At 42.6% G+C, this 22,427-nt stretch carries 13 protein-coding genes; 5 read left to right on the forward strand and 8 right to left on the reverse strand.

All coding sequences use genetic code 11. The features are described 5' to 3' along the window. Nucleotide 1: 1 nt before the first annotated feature. The 4 genes from WCM76_13500 to WCM76_13515 form a co-directional block, all read right to left on the reverse strand. Nucleotides 2-2,395, reverse strand: coding sequence for a choice-of-anchor L domain-containing protein (locus WCM76_13500; protein ID MEI6766643.1), 2,394 nt, complete (start codon nt 2,393-2,395; stop codon nt 2-4). Between the two features lie 444 nt (nt 2,396-2,839). Further along, complete coding sequence (locus WCM76_13505) at nt 2,840-5,677, reverse strand: S8 family serine peptidase (GenBank protein ID MEI6766644.1); 2,838 nt, start codon at nt 5,675-5,677, stop codon at nt 2,840-2,842. 493 nt (nt 5,678-6,170) lie between these two features. Continuing rightward, nucleotides 6,171-9,008, reverse strand: a complete 2,838-nt coding sequence (locus tag WCM76_13510) for a S8 family serine peptidase (GenBank protein ID MEI6766645.1) — start codon at nt 9,006-9,008, stop codon at nt 6,171-6,173. A 51-nt stretch (nt 9,009-9,059) separates the two neighbouring features. Next, nucleotides 9,060-9,509, reverse strand: a complete 450-nt coding sequence (locus WCM76_13515) for a type I restriction enzyme HsdR N-terminal domain-containing protein (protein MEI6766646.1) — start codon at nt 9,507-9,509, stop codon at nt 9,060-9,062. A gap of 63 nt (nt 9,510-9,572) precedes the next feature. Here WCM76_13515 and WCM76_13520 point away from each other — a divergent pair, with 63 nt between their 5' ends. Together WCM76_13520 and holA are read left to right on the forward strand one after the other, a co-directional pair. Continuing rightward, nucleotides 9,573-10,349, forward strand: coding sequence for an AMP nucleosidase (locus WCM76_13520; protein MEI6766647.1), 777 nt, complete (start codon nt 9,573-9,575; stop codon nt 10,347-10,349). Nucleotides 10,350-10,361: 12 nt separating this feature from the next. Further along, nucleotides 10,362-11,366, forward strand: coding sequence for a DNA polymerase III subunit delta (gene holA / locus WCM76_13525; protein ID MEI6766648.1), 1,005 nt, complete (start codon nt 10,362-10,364; stop codon nt 11,364-11,366). An 18-nt stretch (nt 11,367-11,384) separates the two neighbouring features. On the opposite strand, the gene WCM76_13530 is transcribed toward holA, so the two are convergent. Further along, complete coding sequence (locus WCM76_13530; GenBank protein MEI6766649.1) at nt 11,385-11,969, reverse strand: hypothetical protein; 585 nt, start codon at nt 11,967-11,969, stop codon at nt 11,385-11,387. 190 nt (nt 11,970-12,159) lie between these two features. Between WCM76_13530 and WCM76_13535 the strand changes: the two genes are divergently transcribed. Together WCM76_13535 and WCM76_13540 are read left to right on the forward strand one after the other, a co-directional pair. Further along, nucleotides 12,160-14,472, forward strand: coding sequence for a TonB-dependent receptor (locus WCM76_13535; protein MEI6766650.1), 2,313 nt, complete (start codon nt 12,160-12,162; stop codon nt 14,470-14,472). A gap of 47 nt (nt 14,473-14,519) precedes the next feature. After that, a complete protein-coding gene (locus WCM76_13540) occupies nt 14,520-15,533 on the forward strand; it encodes a M28 family peptidase (protein ID MEI6766651.1) in 1,014 nt (337 codons plus the stop codon). 15 nt (nt 15,534-15,548) lie between these two features. On the opposite strand, the gene WCM76_13545 is transcribed toward WCM76_13540, so the two are convergent. Then, nucleotides 15,549-16,892: a PhoH family protein gene (locus WCM76_13545; GenBank protein ID MEI6766652.1), complete on the reverse strand. Its 1,344-nt coding sequence runs from the start codon at nt 16,890-16,892 to the stop codon at nt 15,549-15,551. Nucleotides 16,893-17,105: 213 nt separating this feature from the next. On the opposite strand from WCM76_13545, the gene WCM76_13550 reads away from it, so the two are divergent. Then, nucleotides 17,106-18,500, forward strand: a complete 1,395-nt coding sequence (locus WCM76_13550) for a hypothetical protein (protein MEI6766653.1) — start codon at nt 17,106-17,108, stop codon at nt 18,498-18,500. A 14-nt stretch (nt 18,501-18,514) separates the two neighbouring features. Here WCM76_13550 and WCM76_13555 read toward each other — a convergent pair whose 3' ends face one another. Further along, nucleotides 18,515-19,471 carry a CPBP family intramembrane glutamic endopeptidase gene (locus WCM76_13555; protein ID MEI6766654.1) on the reverse strand — a complete coding sequence of 319 codons (957 nt, stop codon included), beginning with the start codon at nt 19,469-19,471 and terminating at the stop codon, nt 18,515-18,517. 146 nt (nt 19,472-19,617) lie between these two features. After that, on the reverse strand, nt 19,618-22,427 hold a 2,810-nt coding region (locus WCM76_13560), incomplete at its 5' end, for a T9SS type A sorting domain-containing protein (GenBank protein ID MEI6766655.1).

Consider the following 22,427-nt stretch of genomic DNA (forward strand, 5'->3'; position numbering starts at 1 on the left):
GCTATCGTATCAACGTAACGGTACCCTGAGTGTTGTATTCCTTACCGTCATATCCTTTCGCTTCGAGAATATAGAAGTAAGTTCCGTCAGCACACTGACCGCCGCCCTTGCTGGTTCCGTCCCATAATTTGGTTACCGTTTTAGATGTTGAAACACCACTTGATGTTTCATATTCGTACACCTGTTTGCCCCAGCGATTGTGTATAATTACATGCATGGTCTGTACGCCTTCCGATTGCACCTGGAAGAAATCATTCTGACCGTCACCATTGGGTGAGAACACGTTTGGTACAACTATGCTCGATGGCTGAACGGCTACGACAGTCATGGTATAAACATCGGTACAATTATCGGGCAAACCGCTGTTTATTGTAAGTGTCACGGTGTAAGTTCCCATAACAGTATAGGTATGCATCGGATTCTGAAGATCAGAAGTGCCGCCATCACCAAAATCCCAGCTATAAGTAGCAGCGCCGTACCCGTCGAATGTGAAGTTTACATCAAAAGGCACATAACCTGTAATGGGTGATTCGGTAAATGAGGCATCGAGCAGCGTATTGGTTGATATTGCAGAACTTCCGGTAACCATACAGTTGTTGGGCGAATAAGTTACCGTAACCTGATAATTTCCGGCACACAAGCTATTAGCGGTTGCCCCGGTTTGCGCCGGAGTAGTATTCCAAATGTAAGAATACGGCGGAATCTGCAAGCCTGTAACCTGTACAGCTATGTTACCATTACAGCTGTTCAGACACGATTCGTCTGTTGGTGTAAGCTGCAATGTAATACCCGGAGGATTACTAAGAATAACAAAGTTGGTAACCGTACAACCAATATCATCGGTTATTGTCAGGAAATAAGTACCTGCGGCAAGACTGTCGGTAGTGGCAGTCGTATCGCCCGAGGGCGCCCAGATGTATTGATACGGCTGAATGCCGTTTGATGCTGTGGCTGTTATAGAGCCATCAAAGTACCCGTTACACGACACTGAATCAACCGAAGATATCGCACCGGCGAGATTGCTGATACTTACCATAACCGAATCGACAGAAATAAAATTGCATTCATCAGAAACGGACACCGTATACATGGTTGGTGTTGCAGGCGTAACTGTGGCCGAAGCAATTGTTCCGGCACCATTATCCCAGATATAATTCAGCGGTGGATAGCCGCCTGTGGCGGTGACGCCGATATTGGCAGCCGTGCCATCACAATGTACTACATCAGGCGACATCACAGTGTTTATTGGCGTGTAGTCCTTTATCAGAATAAGAATAGTATCGAAGGTTCCGCATACAGAGTTCAAATAAGAAATGATAACAGATTCGGGACTTTCGGGAATGCCATCGGCAAACGGAGCGATGGTAAAACTAACGCTATCCTGCCCGGGAAGAATAATCAGGCTGTCGGGAACCATCGGATAATCGAGTCCTTCAACTGCCGTACCGCCAATTTGATAATTTACAACGATGGTATCCGTTGCCGGATACGCCAACAGAAAACTGACGATTGCATCATTGCACCCCTCAACAGCAACGGTATCAATATTTGAAGAGTATGAGGTTTCAAAACTCAATCCATTGGTTGAAAAAGAATTTGCTTCAATAAAAACGCCGGAGTCATAAGAAGCATCTCCGACATCGCCAACAGCAATTTTAATATGGTATTGCTGACAGTGCTGCACAATTACCTTGGCTGTGAAAACATTGGTAAGCCGGTCATATTGATAATAAACGCCATTGTTGTTGCTCCACGACACGCCTCCGGTATTACACACGTTATCAATGGTAACATACTGTGATGAACCGGGCATGAGTGCAATATTCACGGAATTATTGCTAAATGGACCACTCAGTCCGGGACCACTTACAAAAAAGCCAAATACATCGTTGAAGGTTGTATTACAAAATTCATCAAACTCTTCGGAACCGAAAACATACCTGAAGCGCAAAGTATCTGCAATGGGGACGAAATCAAATTCAAGAATTGCTTTATCATAGACCTGATTGGGGGTTACCATAGTGGCTAAATCAGGATCGCTGCCGGTATTTGTAGGTGAGCCTGCACTACCGCTTGAATTGGGACCGATGGCGGTGGAGCACATGCCGGTTGTGAGTATTATTCCGCTTGAAAACCCAAGCTGTGTGGTGGCAAGACCTGCTGTTGAAAAAGACCCCAGCTGGGTGGAAGAGATATTTCCGCCCGATCCGTTAAATGTAACATTGCTAACCGTTACACCGCCTCCAACAAGTATTGATTGAACCAGCTGTGATGGCGTCATGCTGAGACCACTACCCTCAACAACAGACAATTGCCCGTAACTCAGACCAGAACATGAAATCAGCGCGGCAATGCCAAGCAACATGTATAGACGGAAAAATCTAGTTATAACCATTATGATAATTTAAAATGAGTTTCACTATGACATAAAAATAAGGTAAATGGTTGCATAAACCAGGCACAAAAATATTCAAAAAAACTTAATAATGAGGAAAACAGACGGTTCCCTTAATAAGAGTCATAAGAAACCTGCCCGATAAGGGTTAATGGGCAATACCCATTTTAACATCACGATTGTGGTATCTCATAGCCGTACAACGATGGCTGCAACTTCCTAAGACAACTAAACACGCGAGAGAAAAAGCGACGATTACCAACATTTTTTTCTTTTTCATGGCTGTAATATTGCTGTTTGACGAGGTATTTCGATTTCTACGAGAATTTTCGCTGAAATGTTGCGTGTATTTTTTCTTATTAATTTCTTCGGCCTGAAGTTGAGCTTGCCATAGTAAATAAACCCAATTTCACCGTTATTGTCAAAACGTTCATTGCGGTCAACTTATTTTATAACCGCCAATTTTTGGCTAATTTGGATATCGTCTGCCGATAACCGGACATAATAAAATCCGGCAGGAAAATCGACAGTGTTTACAGTGAAGGTTTGAGCACCTGCATTTAAACTCCCTGATTTTACAGTAGTGATTACTTTTCCAAAACCATCAACAATAGAAATATTGCCTTGTGCTGAATGAGGAAGATTGACCGTAATAAGTGTGCCGGTTGATGCCGGATTTGGATAAACGCTCATTGCAGGAGCATCACTCTGAGGAGTATAATGAGACAAGCCTGAATAATTGTACCGTTGATTTGCCGCGGCAGCAGAAGCCTGCAAGTCTGCCAGATGATTGCCAGCAAGAATGGCATAAGTTACAGTAACCGAATCGCCTGCTGCAATTGTAAATGGACCGGTACTTACCATATCGGCCACATCATTTCCGGGGGCAAATACGCCGGCTTCGGCACGATTGGTTTTTAGCGTTAAGTACTTTTCATATCCGGAAAATCCGTCATCGATATTTAGACTGCCGTTGGTTCCGTCGGAATCAAACGCATAGTGAAAAATTGTGCCCTGACTCAGCAGTTGAATGCCCGCATACGTTCCACCATAGTAAGGGAATGTATATCCCATGCGATTTACAGCATCGAACGAAATGCTGTTTTTAGTACCCTGCTCAATATCCCAATCCATAAAAAGCCCTACGTACAATCCCTGAAGATCGATAGCACGGGTATTGTGAATCACGTATTCAATGATAATGTATTTTGAATCGGCAGGCGAATTCCATGCATACCCATACTGGTCAACTGTAACACCAAGTTTTGCAGCACCAGCCAATGAATCATTGAAACGGCTGTGTACATCAAAATCGGAAACTACAGAAGGAACAACAGGTGCAGCATTATCAACCGAAAAGAAATCATTATCATAGCCTCCGCTGAAGCCATATACGGCATCCGAAACCTGCGTAGCAGAAATCGCCAGCAACAAACCTCCGGCATAAAGCAACGACGGGTTGTTATTATATGTACATCCAACGCCCTGCATGTGATTACCATTATTGTATCCCATCATACCATTGCTGGTAACGGTAAGCGCAATGTTATTGGTATCAATGGTAACATAATCGTCATTCACGTTAAGTGCAAAAAATTGTTTTCCCGTAAATGCGGTATCAATAACTTTGATATAAAAGCCCAGTGTATAACCGGCAGGAATGTTTGGAAGCAGGCGAATCCGGAAAGGTTGAGCGGCATTGTTGGCAGTTGCAAAGTGCCCCAGCTGGCCCATTGAAAAAACAGAATCAACCAGTTTTACATAAGGAGAGTCGGAGGTAATTACTGCATATGTTGTCGGTGATGACGCGTGAAGATAATTTATGAAATCGCAGCTTATCTGTAACGTATCATTTTTCGTAAACACCTGATTATTCGCATCTTCATAATGAATATTGTGGGCAATGATTGCTGGATTCAAGGTATCGGTAAGGGCACGGTACATGTCGACTCTGCCGGTTCCGATTTTATCAGCTTTGGATAGATTCGCGGGGATGTTATCAATTTTATAGGCTGAAACTTTTAACTGTTCTGCTATTTGCATGGCACTCCACCCGGGGAAATATGACCTCATGATACCTGCAACGCCTGCCACAATTGGCGATGCAAAGGATGTTCCGGGTGCATAATCATAGGTTCCTCCGTTTTGTGTTGATTCTATATTGAGTCCGGGTGCACAGATATCAACGTAATAGCTGTAAGATGAACCTGACCACATAGTATCGGCAGCTGTTGTACCTGCAACGCTCAGCACATTATCATAAGAGGCAGGATAGAAATCGTCCCATGAGCCGGAGTTGCCTGCAGCGGCAACCACTACTGCATCCATATTGATACTGGCATAATTCATGATATCTTGTCCGAAAGCACCCGGGTAAAATGTAGATTTCCATGAACAATTTATTACCGAACAGCCGTGGTCTGCGGCATAGACAACACCTTCGTATGCCATGGAACCCTGATTATTGGCATCAGCAATTCGAACAGGCAGAAATCTACAATTAAAGCCGACGCCCGCCACGCCGGTCCCGTTCGAAGTGGTTGCCGCAGCAATGCCACAAACACGGGTACCATGGTCAATATTTTCCTGCGGATTATTGTTATTCATACCCATGTTCCAACCCCGGTAATTGTCAATGTAACCATCGTTATCATTATCCAGACCATCGATGGGGTCGTTGTAATTATATTTGAAATTTGCCACCAGATCGGGATGGTCAATGTCGGTTCCCCAGTCAACAATACCAATCACAACATTTGAATCTCCTTTACAGATATCCCATGCGGGAAAAGCATCAATTCGTCCTAGATGGTATTGTGCCGGAACCAGAGGATCATTTGGAACGGTATCCAGTATTTTTGCCAGATAATGAGGTTGAGCATATTCCACTATTCCTGTTGCAATGATAGTATTTACAGCCGCTTCTATTGAAATATTTTTCGTATAAGTACATTCGTAAATCGTACTCAGGTCAACCAGACTATTTCCGAAACGGTCTGTTTTTTTCAGAGGTGGGGAATGGCGTGGGAATTTCTTCGCCAAATCCGTTACTCCCAAAATAGCGAGTGCCGAGTTAAGCGCGGGAATATCAATACTGTTTTGCGAACATTGGCCTGCAAATGCCTGACTGACTTTAAAAATAATTTTCCCGGCTAAATAGTCATTACTTCCTGAGTTCACGGGAAGCATGAATTTATGCTGCTGTTTTTGCTGTAATGATTGTCCGTTAACAGCAATTGCAAGTGCGCACAGCAAGATGAAGAGCGGGTAGTATCTTTTCATAATGGCAATAGTTTTACTATGTGTAGTTACAGTTTATTGAATTGACACAAAGTTAGGGCAGAGTGATTGGGAGAGACAACGAATACTAAAAATAAACTTTTTAGACAAACCATGCGGTAAAAAATTGCAGCCTTGGTTCAAATAACCGGCAACATAGAGAGAAATGAACATCTGAATAATTACCATCTCAAGATTAATTAACATCAGTAATCCGTAGATTTTTTGGATATGAGTAAACTGCACTATCCCATTGATAATTTTTGTTTAAAGATTTAAGAAAATTTCTCTTTAAAAATGATGCTCCCAGCCGCTCTGCGGCGGGGTATCAAAAATCGCCACCGTCCCCGGCGGAACAGGATTCGCCGCATAGCAGCAGGGAATAAAACCCATTGATCCCGACAGCTAACGAACCGAACTCAAATTCCACACTAAAGGAGCGGCGTATTTACCCTCCGATTTCAGGCTCAATGTCAGAACACCTTTTGAAGTCAACTTATTTTATAACCGCCAATTTTTGGCTAATTTGGATATCGTCTGCCGATAACCGGACATAATAAAATCCGGCAGGAAAATCGACAGTGTTTACAGTGAAGGTTTGAGCACCTGCATTTAAACTCCCTGATTTTACAGTAGTGATTACTTTTCCAAAACCATCAACAATAGAAATATTGCCTTGTGCTGAATGAGGAAGATTGACCGTAATAAGTGTGCCGGTTGATGCCGGATTTGGATAAACGCTCATTGCAGGAGCATCACTCTGAGGAGTATAATGAGACAAGCCTGAATAATTGTACCGTTGATTTGCCGCGGCAGCAGAAGCCTGCAAGTCTGCCAGATGATTGCCAGCAAGAATGGCATAAGTTACAGTAACCGAATCGCCTGCTGCAATTGTAAATGGACCGGTACTTACCATATCGGCCACATCATTTCCGGGGGCAAATACGCCGGCTTCGGCACGATTGGTTTTTAGCGTTAAGTACTTTTCATATCCGGAAAATCCGTCATCGATATTTAGACTGCCGTTGGTTCCGTCGGAATCAAACGCATAGTGAAAAATTGTGCCCTGACTCAGCAGTTGAATGCCCGCATACGTTCCACCATAGTAAGGGAATGTATATCCCATGCGATTTACAGCATCGAACGAAATGCTGTTTTTAGTACCCTGCTCAATATCCCAATCCATAAAAAGCCCTACGTACAATCCCTGAAGATCGATAGCACGGGTATTGTGAATCACGTATTCAATGATAATGTATTTTGAATCGGCAGGCGAATTCCATGCATACCCATACTGGTCAACTGTAACACCAAGTTTTGCAGCACCAGCCAATGAATCATTGAAACGGCTGTGTACATCAAAATCGGAAACTACAGAAGGAACAACAGGTGCAGCATTATCAACCGAAAAGAAATCATTATCATAGCCTCCGCTGAAGCCATATACGGCATCCGAAACCTGCGTAGCAGAAATCGCCAGCAACAAACCTCCGGCATAAAGCAACGACGGGTTGTTATTATATGTACATCCAACGCCCTGCATGTGATTACCATTATTGTATCCCATCATACCATTGCTGGTAACGGTAAGCGCAATGTTATTGGTATCAATGGTAACATAATCGTCATTCACGTTAAGTGCAAAAAATTGTTTTCCCGTAAATGCGGTATCAATAACTTTGATATAAAAGCCCAGTGTATAACCGGCAGGAATGTTTGGAAGCAGGCGAATCCGGAAAGGTTGAGCGGCATTGTTGGCAGTTGCAAAGTGCCCCAGCTGGCCCATTGAAAAAACAGAATCAACCAGTTTTACATAAGGAGAGTCGGAGGTAATTACTGCATATGTTGTCGGTGATGACGCGTGAAGATAATTTATGAAATCGCAGCTTATCTGTAACGTATCATTTTTCGTAAACACCTGATTATTCGCATCTTCATAATGAATATTGTGGGCAATGATTGCTGGATTCAAGGTATCGGTAAGGGCACGGTACATGTCGACTCTGCCGGTTCCGATTTTATCAGCTTTGGATAGATTCGCGGGGATGTTATCAATTTTATAGGCTGAAACTTTTAACTGTTCTGCTATTTGCATGGCACTCCACCCGGGGAAATATGACCTCATGATACCTGCAACGCCTGCCACAATTGGCGATGCAAAGGATGTTCCGGGTGCATAATCATAGGTTCCTCCGTTTTGTGTTGATTCTATATTGAGTCCGGGTGCACAGATATCAACGTAATAGCTGTAAGATGAACCTGACCACATAGTATCGGCAGCTGTTGTACCTGCAACGCTCAGCACATTATCATAAGAGGCAGGATAGAAATCGTCCCATGAGCCGGAGTTGCCTGCAGCGGCAACCACTACTGCATCCATATTGATACTGGCATAATTCATGATATCTTGTCCGAAAGCACCCGGGTAAAATGTAGATTTCCATGAACAATTTATTACCGAACAGCCGTGGTCTGCGGCATAGACAACACCTTCGTATGCCATGGAACCCTGATTATTGGCATCAGCAATTCGAACAGGCAGAAATCTACAATTAAAGCCGACGCCCGCCACGCCGGTCCCGTTCGAAGTGGTTGCCGCAGCAATGCCACAAACACGGGTACCATGGTCAATATTTTCCTGCGGATTATTGTTATTCATACCCATGTTCCAACCCCGGTAATTGTCAATGTAACCATCGTTATCATTATCCAGACCATCGATGGGGTCGTTGTAATTATATTTGAAATTTGCCACCAGATCGGGATGGTCAATGTCGGTTCCCCAGTCAACAATACCAATCACAACATTTGAATCTCCTTTACAGATATCCCATGCGGGAAAAGCATCAATTCGTCCTAGATGGTATTGTGCCGGAACCAGAGGATCATTTGGAACGGTATCCAGTATTTTTGCCAGATAATGAGGTTGAGCATATTCCACTATTCCTGTTGCAATGATAGTATTTACAGCCGCTTCTATTGAAATATTTTTCGTATAAGTACATTCGTAAATCGTACTCAGGTCAACCAGACTATTTCCGAAACGGTCTGTTTTTTTCAGAGGTGGGGAATGGCGTGGGAATTTCTTCGCCAAATCCGTTACTCCCAAAATAGCGAGTGCCGAGTTAAGCGCGGGAATATCAATACTGTTTTGCGAACATTGGCCTGCAAATGCCTGACTGACTTTAAAAATAATTTTCCCGGCTAAATAGTCATTACTTCCTGAGTTCACGGGAAGCATGAATTTATGTTGCTGTTTTTGCTGTAATGATTGGCCGTTAACAGCAATTGCAAGTGCGCACAGCAAGATGAAGAACGGGTAGTATCTTTTCATAATGGCAATAGTTTTACTATGTAAAGGTAATTAATAAAACAATAAATAATTCTATAATTCACTGTACATCGGAATGTCTTTCATAAACGAATATTTTTTTTCAACATGATCAATCAGGCAGCAATAATGTTCCAGGCCATTTGTAACTATCAGATATGGCACTTTCAATTTAATATTATATCGGGCAATCTGGTCGAAAACATCCTGCGATATTTTAACTGTATGTGATTTACATTCCACAATAAGCAAAGGCTTTCCCGAGGTATCATGCACCACCACATCACACCGCTTGTTCATTTTATTCACTTTTATGGCATGCTCGGGAATGATGAGTGAGGCGGGATATTTTTTTTCTTCAACCAGATAACGTATAAAGTTTTGCCGCACCCATTCTTCAGGAGTTAGGGCAACAAATTTTTTGCGAAATGCATCGAATATTTCGTCGCAGCCGTTGCTATTCCTCAACCTGAAGGCATATCCCGGCAGATTCAACTGTATCATCTCCTTCAAATCAGGAAAAGGTTTAAATTTGCCATAAATTTATACAATATTTAGATTTAACGGATGAAGACAAAAAAGGAAATTGTAGAGAACTGGCTGCCACGCTATACCGGAACAACGCTGGATAATTTCGGAAAATACGTGCTGCTGACGAATTTCCAGAAGTATGTAGAGCTTTTTGCACTGCATATGAATGTGCCCATTATGGGGCTTGACAAACCAATGCCCAGCGCTACTGCCAGCGGAATCACGATTGTGAATTTCGGCATGGGAAGCGCCAATGCGGCCACTGTAATGGATTTGCTGAGTGCGGTAAAACCGAAAGCCTGTCTTTTTCTGGGTAAATGCGGCGGATTGAAACCCAAGAACGAATTGGGTGATTTAATTTTACCGATTGCCGCTATTCGTGGCGAAGGAACTTCAAACGATTACTTTCCTGCCGAAGTGCCGGCATTGCCTGCTTTCAGCCTTCAAAAATCCGTTTCCACCAGTATTCGCGAAGCCAACCGCGATTACTGGACAGGAACTGTTTATACCACTAATCGCAGGGTATGGGAGCATGATGAAGAATTCAAGAATTATCTGCGTAAAGTTCGTGCAATGGCCATTGATATGGAAACGGCGACGATTTTCACCACCGGTTTTGCCAATCACATTCCATGCGGTGCCTTGCTGCTTGTTTCTGACCAGCCCATGATTTCAACCGGCATTAAAACAGAAGAGAGTGATAAAAAAGTGACTGCACGCTTTGCCGAAGAACATTTACAAATTGGCATTGATTCACTGAACCTCCTTATGAATAACGGACTCACAGTAAAACATCTCCGTTTTGATGATTGATAACATCCACGAATGAAAAGTTACGATGAAATTTTAAGTGACCTCAAAAACAAGATTTACTATCCTGTTTATATGCTTACGGGCGAAGAACCTTATTACATTGATGCCATAAGCGACTATATGGAGGCGCATGTACTGGATGAATCCGAAAAAGATTTCAATCAGACCATTCTTTACGGAAGAGATGTTGACATGCAAACCGTAATCAGCCATGCAAAAGGCTTTCCGATGATGGCTAATTACAAATTGGTCATTGTAAAAGAAGCGCAGGATTTGAAGAAGACCATTGAAAATCTGGCGCCGTACATTGCAAATCCACTACCATCAACAATTCTGGTGTTTTGTTATAAATATGAAACCCTCGACAAGCGCAAATCATTCTCAAAGACTATTGATAAAACGGCCGTTTTGTTTGAATCAAAACGCATCTATGACAATCAGGTGCAACCCTGGATTGTAAATTACCTCAGAGACCGCAACTATAAAATTTCTCCACCGGCCGCTTATCTGCTCGCAGAATCAGTTGGCACCGACCTGTCGAAGGTTGTGAACGAATTAAGCAAACTTATTATTACCCTTCCGCAAGGAACTGAAATACTTCCCGACCACATTGAGCAAAATATAGGTATCAGTAAAGATTTCAATATTTTTGAACTCACAAAAGCATTAGGAAAAAAAGATGTTTATAAAGCGAATCTTATAATCCGCCATTTTGCAAAAAATGAAAAAGAAAATCCATTGGTAAAAGTGGTTCCCACACTCTTTGGCTTTTTCAATAAACTAATCATGTACCACCAGCTTACGGATAAATCAAAAAATTCAGTTGCATCAGAATTAGGCGTAAGTGTATTTTTTGTGGACGATTATGTATCGGCAGCAAAGAATTATTCCATGGGGAAATTGGTGAAAATAATTTCGCTGATGCGTGAATATGATATTAAATCAAAAGGCGTTGACACGGGAACTACAAGTGATGGCGACCTGATGAAAGAACTGGTTTATAAAATTCTTCACTAATACTGCATTTAGCAGCGTTTATTTTGACCTGAAGGTATAGCCTATACCCAAACCTGCCATCCAGAACATGGGCTTTCCGCCAAAATAAGGCACATCGTTATTGCCAACAACGGCATACATGGGTGTGAAGCCTGCACGCAAAAACAAACTTTTTTCGGCCTCATACCGAAATCCCAAACGACCCGTTATTGCGCCCCAATGCACATTGTCGGTGTAACGGACTCCGTTCTCATAGTTTTTATAGAAATACAAATAGTTTATTCCGAGCCCCATTTCAAATAATAAAGCGGAACGACCAATCAGCAGATTCAATTCCAGCGGAACTCCGGCGCCATAAACCTTGGGAAAAGTAAAGTAGTTAATGCCAAGACAGAAACTCACCATAGAGCGATCGCCGCATTTCAGGATGTGGTCCCATTTAATGGAATTTATTCCCAGACGCGAAAAGTCCCAGTTCGTTTCATGAAAAATAGCGTTACGCGGACAAAACATCTTTGTATTACACCGCCCCATACGATAATTGGTAGAGAACTGTTCCGACTGCTGTGCAAGGGCAATAACACTAGATGCCACAAGTATAAAAACCAAAAGTACTTTTTTCATCTTTTCTATTTGTTGACGGCAAATTTACTTTTTATAGATAACGTCAGTGACGGCATGAAAATTATTATTTGAACAATACTGTTAACAAGGATTTATGAGAAAAAAACTTTTCATACAATAACTTCCCGATATTATCAGTTTATTAATAATTTTACAGCAAATTCATTTAAACCAGTTTATCTAATAAATAATGCGCCGATCGAACTATTTTTTACTCACGATACTTATTTGCCTGATTTGTTTTACCAGCCACACATCTGCTCAACAAGGCATTGTTAAAGGATTTGTTTACGAAAAAACCACCGGCGAACCGGTTATTTTCACCAGTGTTTATCTGGCAAAAACCACGCTTGGCGCGACAACCGATGTAAACGGATACTTTGCAATTACACAGGTTCCTGCAGGCAACTATACCCTGATGGTCACCTTTATAGGGTACGACACGCTTAAAATGGATATCAGCATAGCCAAAGGTCAAATTCTTCAGCAAAAGCTTTTTCTGGACAAAGCATCCATAGAAATTGTCGGTGTAAATGTGAATGCCGAAAATCAGGAAGCAAAAACAGAAACCAAAACATCCGTAATAACGGTTACACCAAAAAAAATCAGCCAGATTCCTACCATTGGTGGTACAGCAGACTTAGCACAATACTTACAGGTAATGCCCGGTGTAATTTTTACGGGAGACCAGGGAGGGCAATTATACATCCGTGGTGGCTCTCCGATTCAGAATATGGTACTGCTTGATGGTATGATAATCTATAATCCCTTTCATTCTATTGGGCTTTTTTCAGTATTCGATACCGATATTTTACGCACTGCCGATGTCTATACCGGAGGTTTCGGCGCCGAGTACGGCGGGCGTATTTCATCCGTTATGGACATAACTACACGTGATGGCAATAAAAAACGATTTGCCGGCAAGGTTGATTTAAATACGTTTGGTGCAAAATTACTGGTGGAAGGGCCTTTTTCAAAACAAACGGATGATTCAAAAGGGAGTGCATCGTACATCATCTCTGCAAAGAATTCATACTTAAAAGAAACCTCAAAATATCTCTATCAATATATTGATACCGCAGGATTGCCGTTTGATTACACCGACCTTTACGGAAAAGTTTCTTTGAATGCGGCTAACGGCAGCAAAGTCAACCTGTTTGGATTTCGTTTTGACGACCGTGTGCGCTACCGTTCTGTTTCTGATTTCAAATGGGTGTCGTATGGTGGAGGTGCCAATTTTGTAGTCATTCCGGCCAAATCATCGATGCTGGTTGATGGCACAATTGCTTACTCATCTTACAAAATGACACTTACAGACGCGACAGCACTGCCGCGTTCGAGTGCGGTAAACGGATTTAATCTGGGATTAAATTTCACATATTTTTCCGGAAAAAACACATTGATATATGGGGTGGAATTGCTGGGATTTAAAACAGATTTTAATTTCTATAATACAGCAAACCGACTTATAACACAGGCTGAATCTACCACTGAATTTGCCGGTTTTATCAAGTATAAATGGGTAAAAGGGAAGTTCATCTTTGAACCGAGTTTCAGAGCACATGAATACGCCTCTTTGTCTAATTTCTCGCCTGAGCCACGTCTTTCGCTTAAATTTAATGCAACAAAATGGTTCAGGATAAAATTTGCCGGCGGATTGTATTCACAAAATCTAATCAGCGCTAGCTCCGACCGCGATGTGGTGAACCTTTTCTATGGTTTTCTTTCAGGCCCCGACAATCTTCAGGATAAATTCGATGGCAAAGACGTAACCCATAAACTCCAAAAAGCAACGCATTTAATACTGGGTTTTGAATTCGACCTGATGAAAAACCTTACGATGAATTTAGAAGGATATTATAAGAAATTTAATCAGCTCACAAATCTCAATCATAATAAAATATTTGATGATAACGGCGATTATTCAAGCAAACCCGATTATCTGAAAAAAGATTTTATCATCGAAACCGGTGATGCCGAAGGTATAGATGTTTCACTCAAATGGGATTATCATCAATTTTATCTTTGGGCAGTCTATTCCTATGGCTTTATACACCGCTTTGATGGTATCACCAGCTACGTCCCGCATTACGACCGCAGGCATAACGTGAACATTGTTGGTGCATATACATTTGGCAGAAACCTTGACTGGGACATTAACCTCCGCTGGAACCTTGGCAGCGGATTTCCCTTTACCAAAACTCAGGGATTTTATGAGTTGCTCGATTTCTCAAACGGAATCAACTCAAATTACACAACCGATAACGGAAGCGTCGGAATCATTTATGCTGAGCAGAACCAGGGAAGACTGCCCTATTATCATCGTCTCGACATTACGCTGAAGAAGCGATTTGAGCTTGGCCCTAATTCCACCCTTGAAGCCAATATTGGAGTGACCAACGCATATAACCGGGACAATATTTTCTATTTCGACCGTATAACCTATACCCGCGTTGACCAGTTGCCCATAATGCCCAATGCAGGTGTCAGCTTAAAATTTTAATAACCGCTTTTACTCTATCGAAAATAATCCGAAAGAAACCTGCTTATATGAAACAAAAGGTGTTTACCATGTGCTGCCTGCTTTCATCGTTACTGCTTTTTTCTTGCGGTGGCGGGAAAAATAATAAGCCAGTAATAACGGAGCCTTCAACAGGAATTAAGGTAAATGTACCCGCCTTCAATCCCGACAGCGCTTATACTTTCGTCAGTCGCCAGGTCGCATTCGGACCAAGAGTCCCGGGATCGGCTGCGCACGAAAAATGCGCACTTTACCTTGAACAAAAATTAAAGATGTACGGGCAGGATGTCATCATTCAAAAAGCTTCAGTACGGGCCTATAATGGAAAAACCCTGAACGGGAAAAATATTATCGGCCAATACAACAAAGCCTCGCAAAGCCGTATTTTGCTCTGCTCACACTGGGATTCGCGTCCCTATGCCGATCAGGACAAAGACAGTACAAAACATCGTACGCCTATTGATGGTGCCAACGATGGAGCCAGCGGTGTTGGCGTATTGCTCGAAATTGCCCGCATCCTGAGCATCAATAAACCCGACATTGGAATTGATATCATTTTTCTTGATGTGGAAGATTACGGAGAACCTCAGGATGTTAAATCAGAATATGGTGCCGAAAACTGGGGGCTTGGCGCTCAATACTGGGCAAAAAATCCTCATGTTCAAAATTACAAAGCCCACTTTGGTATTTTACTCGATATGGTAGGTGCATCGGATGCTGTTTTCGCCCGCGAAGGATTTTCAGAGCAGTATGCACCCGATGTACTTAACAAAGTCTGGGATGCCGCTACCCGCAGCGGTTATTCCAAATACTTCAGCTCCGAAAAATCGAATCCGATTAACGACGATCATTACTACATTAACAAGTATATCATGATTCCGACGATTGATATTATTCAGTATGATAATACCACGCGAAGCGGATTTTATACCAACTGGCATACCATCAATGACAAGATAGATTTCATTGATAGAAAAACGCTCAAGGCTGTCGGACAGACATTACTGACTGTACTTTTTGAAGAAGCGAAGCCGAAAAGCTGAAGTCAGTTTACCTGATTACATTAGCTCGCCTGCCAAATTTGCAAGTTCAGACCGTTCGCCTTTTTCGAGGCGTATATGAGCATAAATCGGATGATTTTTAATTTTATCAATGAGTACTGAAAGCCCATTGCTTTCGGCATCCAGATAAGGAGTATCTATTTGATAAATATCTCCTGTAAACAGAATTTTGGTGTTTTCTCCGGCACGAGTAATAATCGTTTTTACCTCATGCGGCGTAAGATTCTGCGCTTCATCAACAATAAAGAAAATATTTGAAAGACTCCGTCCGCGGATATAAGCCAACGGTGTAATTACCAGCTTTTCCTTTTCAAGCGATTCAGTAATATTTTTGTATTCCTTATCTTTTTCATCAAACTGATTCTGTATCATTTTAAGATTGTCGAACAGAGGTTCCATATAAGGATTCACCTTTGATTTCACATCTCCGGGTAGAAATCCAATATCTTTATTTGATAGCGGAACGATGGGTCTTGCCAAATAAATTTGCTTGTATAACCGCTTCTGTTCAAGCGCACCGGCCAGCGCCAGCAATGTTTTGCCCGTTCCTGCTATGCCCTGCAGTGTCACTAGTTTTACATTCGGATTCATGATGGCATGAAGCGCAAAAACCTGTTCCGCATTGCGCGGATTTATTCTGAATGCAGAACGTTTTTCGATGCGCTCAATGTGACCGCTCAATGGATTGAAAAATGTGAGCGCCGATGTTTTTGTATTGCGAAGAATAAAATAATGATTGGGTATCGGGTCTGTAATACCAATATCTGACGGAAGACAATATCCATCCTGATAAATCATCTCAATCACATCGCTGTGAAGACCTTCTATCAGGGTATTTCCGGTGTATAATGATTCAATGTCTTTGATTTTGCCCGTGGCAAAATCTTCAGCTGTGATGTTCAGTGATTTCGCCTTTAACCGAAGGTTGATATCTTTGGAAACAAGAACAACTTTACGGTCGGGATACTCTTTGGCAAGCGTCAGCGCAGCATTTAATATTCGGTGGTCGGGTTTATCCTCACCGAATATTTTTCGCGCATCCACTTCGCCCCTTTCGTGCAATACAACTTTAAAATGTCCGCCTTCATTAATATCAAGCGGAATCCAGTCCTGCAGCGTATAATTTGCCGAAAGTGTGTCCATGATGCGGATAAATTCCCGGGCTTCAAAATTCTTGATATCATTTCCTTTTTTAAAATTATCAAGTTCTTCAAGCACCGTAATGGGAATAGCCACATCATGACCCTCAAAACTGCGAATGGCATTGTGATTATAAATAATTACCGAGGTGTCAAGAACAAATATTTTTTTGTCCTTAGCTTTGATTTTTTTAGTCGCCATGATATAGTTTTTCTGAAGCATCGCAAATATAGCACCAGAATATCACAGCTATTGATTATGCCAACCTGATTTATTGACATAAGCGGGTTAATAAACAATCAATGAAGTACCTTTTCACTACGCCTCTGAAAAATGTTATTAAAATATTTGCAAAATGATAACTAATTCATTATTTTTAGAATTATAAATTCACGTTTACTTAACAGTATTCCCATGAAAAAGGTAGTCTTTTACATCTTCGCAATTTGCCTGGCATTGGAATCCTTTGCACAGGCTCCACAGGCATTCAATTATCAGGCCGTTGCCCGTAATGGCAATGGTATTGTTCTTTCCAACCATTCAATAAGTCTGAGGATTTCAATAATCCGCGACAGCGTGAATGGTACTAATATTTATAGCGAAATTCATAATACATCTACCAATCAGTTCGGACTGTTCAATCTGAACATTGGAAAAGGCAGCAGCCTTTCAGGATATTTTAACCAGATTAACTGGGCTAATGCGAGCCATTTTCTGAAAGTGGAAATGGACACAAACGGTTCTGCCAATTATCTGAATATTGGAACAACGCAGCTTCTGAGTGTTCCTTATGCACTCTATGCCGAAAGTTCCGGAACCGGAGGACCCACCGGACCAACAGGATTGCAAGGAAACGACGGTATTCAGGGGCCGACAGGACCAACCGGATTGCAGGGAAACGACGGTATTCAGGGACCCACCGGACCAACCGGATTACAGGGAAACGACGGTATTCAGGGACCGACAGGACCAACCGGATTACAAGGAAACGATGGTATTCAGGGCCCAACAGGATTAACAGGCCCAACAGGAATAGGTTTGCTTGGACCTACAGGACCCACTGGATTAACAGGCGTTACAGGGCCAACAGGGGCTTCGACCGGCTGGGCATTACTTGGTAATAGCGGAACTACGCCGGGTACAAATTTTATAGGGAACACGGATGCAAAAGATCTTGTGTTTAAAACGTCCGGGATTGAGAGAATGCGGTTAGCTGTTACAAACAACGATCTGGTTCTCGCCAGTGGAGTAAGGCTGCACAATGTCGGACCAACCATTAATGAAGTCGCAGGATTCTCAAACTCAAACGGGCTGTACGTTTCGCTTGCAAACGTCAATAATGGATTTTCAGGTTCTGTTGGAGTCTATACAGTTGCAGGTACTCCCTATCCCGGTGGATTTGGCGCCGCAGGGCATTTCATATTTGGTAGTTCCACAGCACCACCTGCAGGCGCTTATGGCATCATAGTAAATAATACTTACGCCAATGCAACCGGCATGCATATAGATATACGTTCATCCGGAACAGTAAGAGGACAGTATATCCATGTTGAAGGCGGTACTTTAAATTACGCCTTTGTTGCAGATTCGGGCAATGTCGGGTTTGGAACGGTAACACCGGCTACCTGTGCCAAACTGGAACTCTCATCTACCAAGCAGGGTTTTCTGATGCCGAGACTAACCACGGTGCAGATGAATGCCATTGTTAACCCGAATGAAGGTTTAATGGTTTATAATAAAACAACACACAAACCTGTGTATTTCGACGGCACTTCGTGGCGAAATATGGATGGGACGCTGGCATACTAGCCGCTTTCCGACGATTATTCTTTTTCTCCGGATTCCCCTTCGGTAGAAAACGGTACGCTTTTTTGCCTCATGCGAAAAATAGTGGCAAACATAAGTGTAAATATAAGAGCGCAGCCAATTAAAACTGCAATGTTATCGGTGCTCCCGAAGGTATCTGGATTCAACTGTGTATAACCCCGGGCAGTAGCAAATCCGCAACTCACGATAATTGCATTATTAATAAAATGAACCAGTACAGGCACCCAGATTGAACCCGTCCAGTATAAAAGGTAGCCAAACATCACGCCCATCATAAGCCTTGCAAAGAATCCGTAGAACTGCATGTGGATGGCAGAGAAAATAAACGCAGAAATAAAAATCGCAACATGAATGTCTTTAGTCCAATCGCGAAAAAGCCTGATAAGCAAACCACGGAATAATAGTTCTTCGCCCAGAGCCGGAATTATTGCCATCATTAAAATATTCACAAGAAATCCGGGCCAGGTGTTTGAGAGCAAAAATGAATTGGTCAGCCCGGCTGCTTCTGTCTCCGATTTCTTCATCCACTCCTCAATTCCGTTCAATGCAGCAGGCAAATGCATGTGTGAATTGACCTCGGCTAACCAGTTTATTAATGGAAGCGCCGGAAGAATGGCAAGTACGGATAATAAAAACAGTAAAATTTTACTTTTCGAATTCAGATTCAGATACGCTAACGGTTTATCAGACGCGAACAACGCAAATATCACAACAGGTAAAATAAAAACACCCATCTGGCTTAATAATTGGAAAATTTTGAGCGCGCGCAATACAACCGGCTGTGCATAATTTGCCGGATCAGACATCTGCAACATCACATTTGAACCAAAAACAAGCGTACCTACTACGTATGCGAGAATGCTCGTAAAAAGCATGCAAACGAAAATTATAAGCAGCAGTGCAACTAGTTTTAGATGCGTCGGGTATGAAGCAATAAACGGTCTGATTTTCATTGGCCAAAAATTATCGTGGTGAAATTAATAAAAGTAACATTAGTATGAGAAAGAATATTAAAAAGGAGGCTGCTCCGTTTCCGGAACAGCCTCCTTTTATAAATGCCAGCAGAATGGATTTCCTTTGGCTTTCGTGTCACAAAAAATTAGTATGAAACAACTAATTTTTTATTAATAAATCTGGTTTTTGAATCGGTGGTAAAGCCCAGTCTGTATGTATATATTCCGGGAGCGAGACCGGTGGCATCAAAGGTGGCTTCGTGGTATCCTGTATTCTGCGCTTCGTTTACCAGAGTTGCAATACACTCACCAATGATGTTGTATACCGCCAGTTGCACCTTGCCTTCGGCAGGCAGATAATACGGAATACGCGAGGTGGTTGTCACCGGGTTTGGAATACTATTCCCCAGCGAAAGGTTGAAATCATCAACACCGTAATTGATAAGCGGCATTGAAAGAGAGAACCCGCGCATTACTTCACCATATTCATTACTAAATTCCATAAAATTGATTTTGCCTGTCGCCGAAAATTCATCACCTTCTGCAAAACGTTCAGATACCCTAAGTTTAATGACCATGAATACATCATCAGTAGTCACTTCCATGGGCTCAGAGCCAATCCAGGTAAGATAAACTACACCATCAACCAAGGTCCAGGTCAAACCATCCCTGCCGCCATTTTTGATATTCGGCATAACTATATCTTCTATTTTTGCATACCTGCCAGGACCGTCTAATACGAGCGAAACGGCCGATATTATAGCATCGCGATTCAATCTCACCGGAACCTCAATTACCTGTCCGGGAACGGTAATCATGTTACCAAGATAATCGGGTATAAATGAACTCCTGAGTTCGGTCGGGGGTCTGTTTCCATTTACATCGCCTACCTGCAGCGCGCCGATGTTGAGCGTTTCATTGTCAGTTCTCATTACGCAGGTAAAGGAAGAATTACGTGTATATACAGATGCATACTGACCTGTTCCTGCCGCATAGTAGTTAATCCATTCATCAGAAGTAGGCATATCTGCTGCAAATAGCCAGTCACCTGTAGGGAATATACTGGGGGTCATTGGTGCATGAAAACGAACCGTTATAGCATTTGCATCAGCTACGGGATTCTGCACACCCGGTGTTTGTGTACAAGAAGCGTATTTATAAATACCGGTCAAATTGCCGTTACTTACTTCAGCGGCATCACTTGCATTTACATAAGCATTACTCAAAGTTGCACCCAGACACCACAACCGACCGGTCTTAACACCAACCCCATATGTTCCGGGCTTCACGGCCGGGAATGTATACATCCCGCTAGCCTGCAATTCTGCTGAGTAGAGTGGAACCAGGTCATTCTGATTATATAAGTACACCGTAGTTCCTTTTCCTGATGTCGCCGAATAAATTGAATAAGGAATAACAGCGCCCACGCCGTTTACTTTATATTGATAATTAATGGTTCCCGACAAACTTCCGAGTTTGAACTCAACCGGATTGGACAACGTTATTCCACACATATTACCAACAATACACAGATATTTATTTCCTGACAGACTGTTAATCATCGGACTATTCAAATCCAAATTCAAAGCAGCAGTCGTAACTCCCGAATATTCCAGACCTTCGGTATTAGCCCAGCTGGTTCCGCCATCAGTACTTGTTTGCCATTGATAGCTTGTACTATTGGAGCTAGCGCCGACTGTATATGCCGCTTTATTGTTAAGCATCGCAACGTCAGGTAATGGTTGCGCGGTAATTGACGGCTTCATGTTTACAGTAACCGTAACCATTGCCGGTGCATTCTGACAGCCTGCTGCTGAAGTTACTACAACAGAATATGTTCCGGCGCTGCCCGAAGCTACATTAGCAATTACAGGATTTTGCGAAGCAGATACGTAATCATTTGGTCCTGTCCAGCTATAGCTTGCAGCAGCGGTACTGCTTGCCAGATTCAACGTACCACCTTCACAAACAGGGCTGTTACTTGCGGCTACTGCTGTGATTGGTTGGTCAATTGTTAAAATAGCCGGATTGCTCAAAACTGTACCGCACATATTACCGGCCTCACAACGATACCGGTAAGAATTTAATCCCATGCTTACCCCCGCAATACTCATAGTTGGTGTATTAATATTGCCGTATGGCGAACCGCTTGGTGTTGACCATGATGCACCCGTATTGCTGCTCACCTGCCACTGATAACTAAGTGAACCGTTACCCGGGGAATTTACTGCAAAGGTTGCATTTGCTCCGATGCATGCGGTAACGGGCGATGGTTGGGAATTGAATACAGGAACAGTCTTTACTGTGAGTGTCCCAACTGAGGAGTTCTTGCTGTTTGTTGCATCATAGTATATGGTACAGCGATATTTATAGTTGTTCATCCCCGCAGTTGCACCGGTAATACTCATGGTACCACTCGTCATACCACCATAAATACTACCATCGTATTGGTTTACCCAGGTCGCGCCATTGTTGGTACTGTGCTGCCACTGGTATTTTATTATGCTGTATGTTGAAGGTACAATGCTGAAGCCCGCATTTCCACCGGCACACAGTATGTTGTTATCAGGCATAATCGCCGGGACGTTTGAACCACCCGGAGTATTAAGGACAATTAGTTTTGCTGCATCGGAAATTTCAGTACAAATATTATTTGTCACCACAGCACGGTATTTATAACCACTCATCGGGAGTAATGCCCAAGCAATATTCATGGTCGCTGTGTTCATACCAACATAAACGCCACCGTCGTTCTGGTTTGCAAATGTTGCGCCGCCATCAGTACTCAACTGCCACTGATAGCCAAGTGTTCCGCTGCCATTGGCTGAAACTGAAAACACAACAGGATTGGACTGTAATATTGATGCATCAGCCGGTTGATTGCTAATACTGACAATCCCTACAGTCATCGTGATATCGTTAGTTGTCGCCGTTGGTGTAGTGAGGCATGTTTCAT

The organism is Bacteroidota bacterium, from assembly GCA_037133915.1.
In the GTDB taxonomy this organism is placed as follows: Bacteria; Bacteroidota; Bacteroidia; order Bacteroidales; family CAIWKO01; genus JBAXND01.